Genomic DNA, 12,411 nt, shown 5'->3' with positions numbered 1-12,411 from the left:
AGAGATTCGCCAATTTGCGGCGAGCCTCACCTGACTTCGGAAATGTGGTGCTGGCTGGCCAGCGATTGGGAGTAGTGCATGCGGAAACCCGCCGCCGAAAACACCGTTGCCGACGACGCAGCGGGAATGGTGGTTGCCGATCGCAGGATGTCTTTCGCTCTGCCGGGGCTGGTGCTCGCCGGCATTGCTCTTGTTTGCGCTATTGTGACACTTTTCGTGCTGCTGGGCGTCACGCCCATTGCACCGACATCGAATGTCGTCATCGCCTCGGTGGTCATCAATTCGATCTTCGTGATCGGGCTGATCTTTCTCATCGGCCGGGAAATCAACCGCCTGCTGAAGGCGCGCAAAAAGGGCAGGGCAGCAGCGCGATTGCATGTGCGCATCGTCGTGCTTTTCTCCATCGTGGCGATTACGCCCGCCGTTCTCGTCGCCATCTTCGCCAGTCTGACGCTGAATGTCGGTCTCGACCGCTGGTTTGCGCTGCGCACCCAGTCTATCGTGGATTCTTCCAGCAATATTGCCCAGGCCTATATGATGGAGAATGCCGGTTATCTTCAGGGACAGACACTGTCGATGGCCACCGACCTTGATCGCAACCGGGCTCTTTTCTATCTCGATCGCACCGGTTTCGTTGATCTCATGACCCGCCAGGCCAAGGGCCGCGGCCTGCTTGGCGCGTTTCTTGTGCAGGAGGACGGCGACGCCGTCGCGCAGGCCGACATCAAGACGGAAAAGCCGCTTCCAGCCATTCCGCATGATGCGCTTGAAAAGGCCGCAGCCGGCCAACCAACCCTTATTCCGCCTGGTATCACCAACCTCGTCGGCGCCATCATCAAGCTCGAAGGCATCAGCGGCACCTTCCTTTACACCGTGCGCGCCGTCGATCCCAAGGTGATGGGCGCGATGCGGCTGATGGAAGAGAACCGTGCCGAATACAAGGCAATGGAGGCGGGCCGTGCGCCGCTGCAGATCGCCTTCGCCATCCTTTATCTCGGTTTCGCGCTGATTGTGCTTCTCGCCGCCATCTGGACGGCGATTGCTGTCGCCGACCGTATCGTGCGCCCGATCCGCCTTCTCATCAGCGCCGCCGACAGTGTCGCCACCGGCAACATGCATGTGCTGGTTCCCGTGCGCGCCGTCGACGGCGACGTCGGCCGCCTGTCGCGGACCTTCAACAAGATGGTTTCGGAACTGCGCAGCCAGCAGGAGCAGATCATCGAGGCTAAGGACGATATCGACGACCGCCGCCGCTTCATCGAAGCCGTGCTATCGGGTGTCACCGCCGCCGTTATCGGTGTTGATGAAAACCGCAGGATCACTATCGTCAATCCCTCAGGAGAAGAGTTCCTGGCGCAGACCTCCGAGCAGCTGATCGGCGCGCAGCTTTCGGAGATCGCGCCTGAAATCGAACAGGTCGTGACCGAGGCCAATACTTGGGCGCGTGGCAACTTCCGCAAGCAGATCAACATTATGCGGCGCGGCAAGGAACGGACACTCAATGTCCAGGTGACCCGCGAGGATGCCCGTGACAGCCGCGATAGCTACGTCATCACGCTCGACGATATCACAGATCTCGTCATCGCCCAGCGCTCGACCGCATGGTCGGACGTCGCGCGGCGTATTGCTCACGAGATCAAGAACCCGCTGACGCCGATCCAGCTTTCCGCCGAACGCATCAAGCGCCGTTTCGGCAAGCAGATTGACGAGAGCGACCGCGCCATTTTCGATCAGTGTACGGACACCATCGTCCGGCAGGTCGGTGATATCGGCAGGATGGTGGATGAATTCTCGGCCTTTGCGCGCATGCCGAAGCCGACGAAGGAGAAGTCGGACCTGCGTTCGATTTTGAAGGACGCGGCATTCCTGCGCGAAATCAGCGCCGCGGACACCAAATTCTCAACGGAACTGGGCGACATTCCGCTGGAGGGCATGTTCGATGCCCGCATGCTGGGACAGGCGTTCGGCAATCTCATCAAGAACGCGACGGAAGCCATCGAGGCGGTGGAAGGCGAAAAGCGGCCGGGCAAGATTCTGGTGCGCGCATCCTTCGACGAGGCCAATTCCCGTTTTGTGGCTGACATCATCGACAATGGCCGCGGCCTTCCCGTCGAGAACCGCCACCGCATTCTCGAACCCTATATGACGATGCGGGACAAGGGCACGGGCCTCGGCCTCGCCATCGTCAAGAAGATCATCGAAGAGCATGGCGGGTATCTTGAACTTCACGATGCTCCGCCGGAGTTCGACCATGGCCATGGCGCCATGATCCGAGTGCTGCTGCCCTATATCGAGGCGGTCGGCGGCGAAAATAACAAGGAAGCAGCATATGGCGTCTGATATTCTGGTCGTGGATGACGAGGCGGACATTCGCGAAATCGTAGCGGGCATTCTCTCCGATGAGGGCCACGAGACGCGCATGGCGTTCGACAGCGACAGTGCGCTGGCCGCAATTTCGGAGCGCGTGCCGCGCCTGATCTTTCTCGATATCTGGATGCAGGGCTCAAAGCTCGACGGTCTGGCGTTGCTCGATGAGATCAAGAGCCGCCATCCCGAAATTCCGGTTGTCATGATTTCCGGTCACGGCAACATCGAAACCGCCGTCAACGCCATCAAGCGCGGTGCCTTCGATTTCATCGAAAAGCCCTTCAAGGCAGACCGCCTGATCCTGATCGCCGAGCGGGCGCTGGAAAACTCCAAGCTGAAGCGCGAGGTCCAGGAACTCAAGAAGCGCACCGGCGATGCCGTTGAACTCGTCGGCGCGTCACTTGCAGTTTCCCAGCTTCGCCAGACCATCGACAGGGTAGCGCCCACCAACAGCCGCATCATGATCCTCGGGCCGTCCGGTTCCGGCAAGGAGCTGGTTGCGCGCATGGTGCACAAGAAATCCTCGCGCGCCACCGGACCCTTCGTGGCCCTGAACGCCGCGACGATCACCCCGGACCGCATGGAGATCGCGCTCTTCGGCACGGAAGGCCTGCCGGGGCAGCCACGCAAGGTGGGCGCTCTGGAAGAGGCCCATCGTGGCGTTCTTTATCTCGACGAAGTCGGCGAGATGCCGCGTGAGACGCAGAACAAGATCCTGCGCGTTTTGGTCGATCAGCAGTTCGAGCGCGTCGGTGGCGGCAAGCGGGTCAAGGTGGATGTACGCATCATTTCCTCGACCGCCCACCACCTTGAAAGCCTGATCGCCGAAGGCCAGTTCCGCGAGGATCTCTATCACCGTCTCGCCGTCGTGCCGGTGAAGGTTCCGGCGCTGTCCGAGCGGCGCGAGGATATTCCCTTCCTCGTTGACATGTTCATGCGGCAGATTTCCGAACAGGCCGGCATCCGCCCGCGCAAGATCGGCGACGATGCCATGGCGGTTCTCCAGACGCATGACTGGCCGGGCAATATCCGCCAGCTCCGCAACAATATCGAACGGCTGATGATCCTCGCGCGTCCCGAGGGCGGCGAGGCGCCCATCTCGGCCGACATGCTGCCGGCCGATATTGGCGACATGCTTCCGAAGATTTCGGCGCAGGGCGACCAGCACATCATGACCCTGCCGCTGCGTGAAGCCCGCGAAATGTTCGAACGTGACTATCTGGTCGCCCAGATCAATCGCTTCGGTGGCAATATTTCGCGCACGGCGGAATTTGTCGGCATGGAAAGATCAGCGCTGCATCGCAAACTGAAATCTCTCGGGGTATAAGAAACCAAGGCGCATCGCCGTAACCGATTATTCCGTCAGAGAGACAGCATGAAAGTCATCATTTGCGGCGCAGGGCAGGTGGGTTACGGCATTGCCGAACAATTGTCGCGTGAGGATAATGAGGTATCGGTCATCGATACCGCCGCGCCGCTCATTACCGCCATCACCGAGACGCTGGATGTGCGCGGTTATGTCGGCCATGGGGCGCATCCCGACATGCTGGCGAAGGCGGGTGCCGACCAGGCCGACATGATCATCGCCGTGACCCTGCATGACGAGATCAACATCGTCGCCTGCGAGGTGGCGCATGCGCTCTTCAGCGTTCCGACCAAGATTGCCCGCATCCGCGACCAGAGCTATCTGAAGCCGGAATATGCCGATCTCTTCAGCCGCGAGAACATGTCGATCGACGTCACGATTTCCCCGGAAGTCGAAGTCGGCAAGATGGTGCTGCGCCGCATCGCCTTTCCGGGCGCCACCGATGTCGTGCGTTTCGCCGACGATACGATCTTCATGCTGGCGATCGAATGCATGGAGGACTGCCCGGTCATCAACACGCCGCTGCAGCAGCTTTCCAACCTGTTTCCGGACCTGATCGCGACGGTGGTGGGCGTCTACCGCAACGGCATCCTCAAGGTCGCGCATTCCTCCGAGCAACTGCGGGTCGGTGACCTTGCCTATGTTATCTGTCAGCGCCAGCATGCCCGCCGCACCTTGAGCCTCTTCGGCCATGAGGAACAGGAGGCGCAGCGCATCGTGATCGCGGGTGCAGGCAATATCGGCCACTTCGTTGCCCGCAAGATCGAGGAGTTGCAGCCGAAGACGCGGGTAAAGATCATCGAGGCGGATCGCGACAGGGCGATTGCCGCATCGGAACAGCTCAGCAACACCATCGTCATGCATGGTTCGGCGCTTGATCAGAAAATTCTGATGCAGGCCGATATTCAGGATGCAGATCTGATCGTGACGCTCACCAATAACGACCAGACCAATATTCTGGCAGCGGTGATGGCCAAGCAGCTCGGCTGCAAATCCAACCTCGCCCTGCTGAACAGCTCGTCCTTCCATGAGGTTGCGGCTTCACTCGGTCTCGATGCCTATATCAACCCCCGGGCCGTCACCATTTCACGCGTGCTCCAGCACGTGCGCAAGGGGCGCATCCGTTCGGTTTACGCCGTCCAGCGCGGGTCGGCGGAGGTGATCGAGGCGGAGGCGCTGGAGACATCGCCGCTGGTGGGGCAGTCCTTCCGTGACATCGACATGCCTGATGGCGTGCGCATCGGCGCGATCTATCGCGACGGTGTGGTGATCCGCCCGGACGGCAGCACGAAAATCAAGGCGAAGGACCGCGTCGTGCTGTTTGCATCCGCCGATGCGGTGCGCGACGTGGAACAACTTTTCCGTGTTTCGATACAATATTTCTGACTGTCCCGAATTGAACATGCGGGTCAATACTCGTACTCATTCGGCTGTTTTGACCGTTGCGGAACGGAACATGATTTGATACCAGAGTTTGAGGTCGGCGAAGCGGGGGACAAGACTTGGCCGGCTTATTATTGATGGATTATTTTCCGGTATCCCTGCCGGCAAAAAAGAAAGAAGCGGCGCCATGGCGGAACGTTCTCAAAACCTTCAGGATCTCTTCCTCAATACCGTTCGTAAGCAAAAGATCTCGCTCACGATTTTTCTGATCAACGGCGTCAAGCTGACCGGCGTTGTCACCTCCTTCGACAATTTCTGCGTGCTTTTGCGCCGTGACGGTCATTCGCAGCTGGTCTACAAGCATGCGATCTCCACCATCATGCCCGGCCAGCCGATGCAGATGTTCGAGAGCGAAGAAGGCGCAGCCTGATCAGGCTCCTGCGACGGTATCTTCACCATAAGCTGACCCGGACCGGGAACATTTCCGGTCTCGTCAGGTTTATTCCCAAGGCCGTCCGCGCCGATGCGGTCGGCCGCGATGTTCTTTCTGGATAAGGCTGAGCCCATTTCGACGCGAGACACCTCGAACGAATCGATCATTCCGGAGCAGGAGAAGCGCCGCGACGACATGCGCGCCGTGGTTCTCGTACCGGTTCTCAAGCAGCAACGCGAAAACCGCGACGCGGCGGCGGCCCCGGCTACCGCCAGCCGGTCTGTCGAAGCAAAGCTTGAGGAAGCAAAGGGTCTCGCGCTCGCCATCGACCTGGAGGTGACTCAAGGCCTGATCGTGCCGGTCAACCAGCCGCGCCCCGCAACGCTCTTCGGAACAGGCAAGATCGAGGAAATCGGCCATCTTCTGGATGAGACGGATTCCGGCCTCGTGATCGTTGATCATCCCCTGACGCCGGTGCAGCAGCGCAATCTCGAAAAACAGTGGAATTGCAAGGTCATCGACCGCACGGGTCTGATCCTCGAAATCTTCGGCCGCCGCGCCTCCACCAAGGAAGGTACGCTGCAGGTCGATCTTGCGCATCTGAATTACCAGAAGGGCCGCCTCGTCAGAAGCTGGACCCACCTTGAACGCCAGCGCGGTGGTGCAGGCTTCATGGGCGGTCCGGGTGAAACGCAGATCGAGGCCGACAGACGCTTGCTGCAGGATCGCATCGTCAAGCTTGAGAAGGAGCTTGAGCAGGTGGTTCGCACCCGCCAGCTTCACCGCGCCAAGCGCCGCAAGGTGCCGCATCCGATCGTAGCACTGGTCGGCTACACCAACGCCGGTAAATCCACGCTGTTCAACCGCATCACGGGTGCCGGTGTTCTGGCGGAGGACATGCTGTTCGCTACGCTTGATCCGACATTGCGCCGCATGAAGCTGCCGCATGGCCGCACCGTCATTTTGTCGGATACGGTGGGCTTCATCTCCGATCTGCCGACGCATCTTGTCGCCGCTTTCCGTGCAACGCTTGAAGAGGTGCTCGAAGCCGATCTCGTTCTGCATGTGCGCGACATGTCCGATCCTGACAATGCCGCCCAGTCGGCCGACGTGCTGCGCATTCTCGGCGATCTCGGCATTGACGAGAAGGAAGCCGAAAAGCGTATCATCGAGGTGTGGAACAAGGTTGACCGTCTCGAGCCGGAAGCGCATGACGCCATCATCGAGCGCGCCGAAGGCCGCTCCAACATCCGCGCCGTTTCGGCCGTCACGGGCGAGGGCGTCGATGCCCTGATGGACGAGATTTCGGCGCGTCTGTCCGGCGTCCTGACGGAAACGACCGTTGTCCTCTCCGTCGAGCAATTGCCGCTGATCTCCTGGGTCTACAGCAACTCCATCGTCGATAACCGTGAAGACCATGAGGACGGCTCGGTTGCGCTGGATGTACGCCTATCGGAAGCGCAGGCCTCCGAACTGGAACGGAAGCTTGGCAAGGCGACCATCCGCGAGCGCGAAGACTGGGAGCAGTAAGCGCTTGGACCCCGGACTAAATCCGGGGTGACGGTTGCGGATGCTGCGCTGCTGCCAGATGCATTCCCCAATCATAAGGGAGGTGCTGTGCCTTCCCGGGTTCACTGCATATCCGACTGATCAGCACGAGACCGTATCGAGCGACCGTTCGATGCGTTTTGCCGCCTGCCACAGGTCTTCCATTCTCTCAAGGCTCGCTTCTTCAAGCGTCTCGCCGTTTTCGGTGAGCGACGTCTCGATGTGATTGAAACGCCTGCGGAATTTCGTATTGGTGCCGCGAAGCGCATTTTCCGGATCGGCCTTGACGTGGCGGCCGATATTGACCAGCGCGAAAATGAGATCGCCGAGTTCGTCCGAGACCTTCTCCGGCTTTCCCTCCGCCAGCGCCTCACGCAGTTCGGCGATTTCCTCCTCGATCTTGTCGAGAATGGGAGCGGGATCCGACCAGTCGAAACCGGCGCGTGCGGCCTGTTCCTGCAGCTTCAGGGCCTCAGTGAGCGCCGGCTGGCTGCGCTGCACGCCGCCCAGAAAGCCCGCCTTGAAATCCTCGGTAATACCCCGGCGCGCACGGCGCTCCGCACGCTCGCGTTTTTCCTCGGCCTTGATCTGGTCCCATTGCAGCTTGACGCTGTCAGGCGTATCGGCGTCCGATACGGCAAAGACATGCGGATGGCGGCGGATCATCTTTGAGGTGACGGCCTCAACCACGTCACCAAAGGCGAATTCGCCCCTTTCCTCGGCAATGCGGGAATGGAAGACCACCTGCAGCAACAGGTCACCCAGTTCGTCGCAAAGATCGTCCATATCCTTGCGCTCGATGGCGTCGGCGACTTCGTAGGCCTCTTCGATCGTATAGGGCTTGATCGTCTCGAAGGTCTGGACGACATCCCAGGGGCAACCGGTTTCGGGCTGGCGCAGGGCTTGCATGATCTCGATCAGGCGGGAAATATCCTTCGAGGCTTCCATATGTCTCAAACCTTCATTCTTTGTTTTCATGCTTTTCCAGAGGGAAAACCGTCTGGAAAAGCTCTAGTTCAGCGGAATATCGTTGCTGCTCTTCGATGACTGATAGCTGGTGGACAGATCGTCATAGGCGGCCTTGATCCGGGCTGTCTGCGCCTTCAGCGCGGTTTTCAGCGGATCGTCTTCGCTCTCCACCAGATCGGCGATGAAGAAAGAGTTCCAGAAGGCGTTGTTGCGGCGATATCCGCCCGGCTCCAGCCCGAAAACTTCCTTCAAGATCTTAAGGTCGTGCGGGATCGCGAAAGCATCGCGGGAATCCTCGTGGCTGAAGAAGGAATAGAAATTGTCGAAGCCGGCCCAGGTGATGGCGGACATGCACATGGTGCAGGGTTCGTGGGTCGAAAGGAAAATCAGCTCCTTCGTGTTCGGCTTTTCTCCCAGCTCGTAAAACCGCTTCAGCGCATGCACTTCGCCGTGCCAGAGCGGGTTTTCGAGCTCGTTATTCGTCTCCGCGATCACCAGCGACAGGTCGGATTTGCGCAGGATAGCCGCACCGAAAACCTTGTTGCCGAGGCTGACGCCGCGCGCCGTCAAGGGCAGGATATCGTGTTCGATGACATCGAGAAGACGGGCGGCGATGCTGGAGCTTGTCAAGGGTCTGATCCTTCGTCCCGCCTTAGGGAAAAGCGGTTTTTGCCTGGAGAAATCGACGAAAATTGTCTCTCCTTGTTCGGCGCGAGCACCTCGTTTGTCAAGGGATTCTCATGGGATTTCGAGGCCTTTGACAGGGGCGTAACAGGTGTGCCGGTTTGTTTTCCTCCAAAACGGGGGTCTTCGAGAAATAAAAATCCAGGTGTCGGAAAGGCTTGAATTTCTGTTTCTTCAATCTTGTGCGGCAATGCGGGATAAATGCCCGATGCACAACGAACATGAGTTTTCCGCCGCCGGCGACCGCCTTTCGACCTTCCCCGCTTTCTTCCGGGTTGAGGGCAGGCAGGTGGCTGTTTTCGGAAATGGTGATGAGGCTTTCGCAAAGGTCAGGCTTCTTGCCAACACCAATGCGCATATCGTCGCCTATGCCGATGAGCCGGAAGAGGATTTCGCGCGCTATCTGCGTGAGAAGGGCATTGATCATCGGGCGCTTGGCTTTTCCAGCCGGCTGATCGATGGCGCAACGCTGGTTTTTGCCGCAACGGGCGACGACGTGCTGGACCGCGAGATTGTCTCAGCCGCGCGCGCAAAGAAAATCCCTGCCAATGCGGTGGATCAGCCGGAATTCTGCGATTTCTTCACGCCGGCACTCGTCGCCCGTGCGCCTGTCGCCATCGCGATCGGCACCGAAGGGGCAGGGCCGGTTCTTGCCCAGATGATCCGTGCACGCATCGACCAGATGCTGTCGCCGTCGCTCGGCAAGCTTGCGCGTCTTGCCGTGCAATATCGTGACGCGGCCGAGCAGAATGTCCCCAAGGGTGCCTTGCGGCGCAATTTCTGGCGCCGGTTCTTCTCCGGCCAGGTCGCGGATGCGGTCGCTCTAGGCGATACATCCTCCGCTCGTGAAGCCGCTGACCGGTTGCTGCAATCGCCCGAGCGCAGCGAAGGACGCGTCTGGCTTGTCGGTGCTGGCCCGGGTGCGGAAGATTTGCTGACGCTGCGTGCGCAGCGCGTTCTGATGGAAGCCGACGTCATTGTCTATGATGCGCTGGTGCCGCAGGCAATCGTTGACATGGGCCGCCGCGACGCCGAGCGGCTGTCCGTCGGCAAGCGCAAGGGTTGCCACAGCAAGTCGCAGGACGAAATCAACCGCCTGCTGGTGCGCCTGGGCAAAGATGGCAGGCGCGTTGTCCGTCTCAAATCCGGTGATCCGCTGGTCTATGGCCGCGCAGGTGAGGAAATGTCGGCGCTGCGCGATGCTGGTATCGGTTACGAGATCGTTCCGGGCATTACGTCGGCTTTCGCCGCCGCTGCGGATTTCGAATTGCCGTTGACGCTGCGCGGTGTCGCTTCGTCACTGATTTTCACCACCGGCCACGACCTGACCGGCGATGTCCTGCCGGACTGGGCGCGGCTTGCCGTCTCCGGTGCGACGATTGCCGTCTACATGGGCCGCAGCGTTGCAGCGTCGGTCGCGACAAGGCTGATCGAGGCAGGTCTCGGTGTGGAAACGACGGTCGCCGTCATCGAAAATGCCAGCCGCGCGGATCGCCGTCTGCTGCATGGCACATTGAACGATCTGCCCGACCTCGAGCATCGCGATGAGCTGACCGGCCCGGTCATGGTCATCATCGGCGATGCGGTGGCGGGCGCCAATTTCGACAGATCCGAGGCGCTTGCGCTTGCTGTGAAGCCGGCTAGCCTCAAAAGGGAGTATGCAAATGGTTGACAAGGTTTTGACCGCCAACCGTCTGGGCGATGGCATCGCCGTCTGGCTCGACGCCAATGGCGAATGGACGGAGAACCTGCAGGGCGCAATCGTCGCGCGCCATGCGGAGGCTGTCGCCTCGTTCGAAGAAATCGGCAAGCGCGACTTCTCCGCCAACAAGGTCGTTGACGTCGCCATCGTCGATGTCGTGGAGGAGAATGGCAAGCTCTGGCCGACGCGGCTTCGCGAGCGCATTCGCGCCGCTGGCCCCACCATGCACTATGCCGCCGGTTACAAGCCGGCCGATGCAGCATTCATCGCAGTCTGAGGAAGAAGATGTACCGTTACGACGAGTTCGATCACGCATTTGTTGAAGGCCGCGTGGCGCAGTTTCGCGATCAGGTCGAGCGCCGGCTGTCCGGCGAGCTGGCCGAGGACGCATTCAAGCCGCTGCGCCTGATGAACGGCGTCTATCTCCAGCTGCATGCTTATATGCTGCGCGTCGCCATTCCCTACGGTACGCTGAATTCGAAGCAGATGCGGATGCTGGCCCATATCGCTCGTAAATACGACCGGGGTTACGGCCACTTCACCACCCGCCAGAACATCCAGTACAACTGGCCGCGCCTGTCCGACACGCCGGATATCCTGTCCGAACTGGCAAGTGTGGAAATGCATGCGCTGCAGACCTCCGGCAACTGCATTCGCAACGTGACCGCCGATCATTTCGCCGGTGCTGCCGCAGACGAAGTCGCCGATCCGCGTCCTTATGCGGAAATCCTGCGCCAATGGTCTTCCGTGCATCCGGAATTCTCGTTCCTGCCGCGTAAGTTCAAGATCGCGGTGACGGGCGCCGAGCGCGACCGCGCCGCCATTCAGGTTCACGATATCGGCCTGCACCTGAAAAAGAACGACAAGGGCGAGATCGGTTTTGCCGTTTATGTCGGCGGTGGGCAGGGCCGTACGCCGATGATCGCCAAGAAGATCCGCGACTTCCTGCCGGAAGAGGATCTGCTGTCCTACACCACGGCGATCATGCGCGTTTATAATCTGCACGGCCGTCGCGACAACAAATACAAGGCGCGTATCAAGATACTCGTGCACGAAACCGGTGCGGAAGAACTGGCCCGCCAGGTTGAGGTGGAATTCGCGGAACTGAAAAACACCGAATTGAAGCTGCCGGATGCGGATATCGCGGCCATCACCGCCTATTTCGCGCCGCCAGCATTGCAGAACCGTCCCGAAGGCTGGGAAAGCCTCGCGCGCTGGAAACGGGCGGATGAGGGTTTTGCCCGCTTCGTCGAGCAGAACGTCGCGCCGCACAAGCATCCCGATTACGGCATGGTGACGATCTCGCTGAAGCCGATCGGTGGCATTCCGGGCGATGCGACCGACGAACAGATGGAACTCGTCGCCGATATTGCCGCCGAATATGCCTTCGACGAAATCCGCATCAGCCACGAGCAGAACATCATCCTGCCGCATGTGGCGCTTGCCGATCTCGAGCCCGTCTATCGCGCCCTTGTGGGCGCGGGGCTCGCCACCGCCAATGCCGGGCTCATCACCGATATCATTGCCTGTCCCGGGCTGGACTATTGCGCGCTTGCCAATGCGCGCTCCATTCCGGTGGCGCAGGAAATCTCCACCCGTTTCGGCGCACCGGAGCGTCAGGCGGAAATCGGCGAATTGAAGATCAAGATTTCCGGCTGCATCAATGCCTGCGGCCACCACCATGTCGGCCATATCGGCCTTCTCGGCGTGGAAAAAAAGGGTGCCGAACTCTACCAGATCACGCTTGGCGGATCGGGTGATGAAAACACCTCCATCGGCGAGATCATCGGCCGTGGTTTTGAGCCGGAAAAGGTGACGGACGCGGTGGAAACCATCGTTGACACCTATCTGGGCTTGCGCCTTTCGAAGGAGGAAAACTTCCTCGAAGCCTATCGCCGCGTCGGACCGCAGCCATTCAAGGATGCGCTCTACGGTTCCGCTGCAGAAGCCGCCTGAGGA

Annotated in this window: 10 protein-coding genes; 8 read left to right on the top strand and 2 right to left on the bottom strand. The window is 60.0% G+C overall.

From position 1 onward, the window contains the following. Positions 1–78 precede the first annotated feature (78 nt). The 5 genes from OK142_RS01875 (at position 79) to hflX (ending at position 7,079) form a co-directional block, all read left to right on the top strand. Positions 79–2,340: a sensor histidine kinase NtrY-like gene (locus OK142_RS01875; protein WP_003496152.1), complete on the top strand. Its 2,262-nt coding sequence runs from the start codon at positions 79–81 to the stop codon at positions 2,338–2,340. Continuing rightward, a complete protein-coding gene (ntrX, locus tag OK142_RS01870) occupies positions 2,330–3,694 on the top strand; it encodes a nitrogen assimilation response regulator NtrX (protein ID WP_003496149.1) in 1,365 nt (454 codons plus the stop codon). The genes OK142_RS01875 and ntrX overlap by 11 nt, the downstream gene beginning before the upstream one ends. Before the next feature lie 48 nt (positions 3,695–3,742). After that, positions 3,743–5,119, top strand: a complete 1,377-nt coding sequence (trkA, locus tag OK142_RS01865; protein ID WP_003496147.1) for a Trk system potassium transporter TrkA — start codon at positions 3,743–3,745, stop codon at positions 5,117–5,119. A gap of 184 nt (positions 5,120–5,303) precedes the next feature. After that, positions 5,304–5,546: an RNA chaperone Hfq gene (hfq, locus tag OK142_RS01860; RefSeq protein ID WP_003496145.1), complete on the top strand. Its 243-nt coding sequence runs from the start codon at positions 5,304–5,306 to the stop codon at positions 5,544–5,546. A gap of 108 nt (positions 5,547–5,654) precedes the next feature. Further along, positions 5,655–7,079 carry a GTPase HflX gene (hflX, locus tag OK142_RS01855; protein WP_313609165.1) on the top strand — a complete coding sequence of 475 codons (1,425 nt, stop codon included), beginning with the start codon at positions 5,655–5,657 and terminating at the stop codon, positions 7,077–7,079. Positions 7,080–7,199: 120 nt separating this feature from the next. Here hflX and mazG read toward each other — a convergent pair whose 3' ends face one another. Together mazG and OK142_RS01845 are read right to left on the bottom strand one after the other, a co-directional pair. After that, positions 7,200–8,045: a nucleoside triphosphate pyrophosphohydrolase gene (mazG, locus tag OK142_RS01850; RefSeq protein ID WP_313609180.1), complete on the bottom strand. Its 846-nt coding sequence runs from the start codon at positions 8,043–8,045 to the stop codon at positions 7,200–7,202. A gap of 63 nt (positions 8,046–8,108) precedes the next feature. Then, positions 8,109–8,696, bottom strand: coding sequence for a deaminase (locus OK142_RS01845; RefSeq protein WP_003496123.1), 588 nt, complete (start codon positions 8,694–8,696; stop codon positions 8,109–8,111). A 262-nt stretch (positions 8,697–8,958) separates the two neighbouring features. On the opposite strand from OK142_RS01845, the gene cysG reads away from it, so the two are divergent. Genes cysG through OK142_RS01830 form a run of 3 tightly spaced genes read left to right on the top strand, consistent with a single transcriptional unit; the run spans position 8,959 to position 12,408 of the window. Continuing rightward, positions 8,959–10,422: a siroheme synthase CysG gene (gene cysG / locus OK142_RS01840; protein ID WP_498680844.1), complete on the top strand. Its 1,464-nt coding sequence runs from the start codon at positions 8,959–8,961 to the stop codon at positions 10,420–10,422. Then, positions 10,415–10,729 (top strand): DUF2849 domain-containing protein, encoded by a 315-nt coding sequence (locus OK142_RS01835; RefSeq protein WP_082184209.1) that lies wholly within the window; start codon positions 10,415–10,417, stop codon positions 10,727–10,729. Before cysG ends, OK142_RS01835 begins: the two co-directional genes overlap by 8 nt. An 8-nt stretch (positions 10,730–10,737) precedes the next feature. Continuing rightward, positions 10,738–12,408, top strand: coding sequence for a nitrite/sulfite reductase (locus tag OK142_RS01830; RefSeq protein ID WP_498680843.1), 1,671 nt, complete (start codon positions 10,738–10,740; stop codon positions 12,406–12,408). Positions 12,409–12,411 lie beyond the last annotated feature (3 nt).

The organism is Agrobacterium sp. BT-220-3 (assembly GCF_025910175.1).
Taxonomy (GTDB): Bacteria; Pseudomonadota; Alphaproteobacteria; order Rhizobiales; family Rhizobiaceae; genus Agrobacterium; species Agrobacterium oryzihabitans.
The sequence above is the reverse complement of the archived record's forward strand: the minus strand, read 5'-3'. Positions and strand labels throughout refer to the sequence as shown.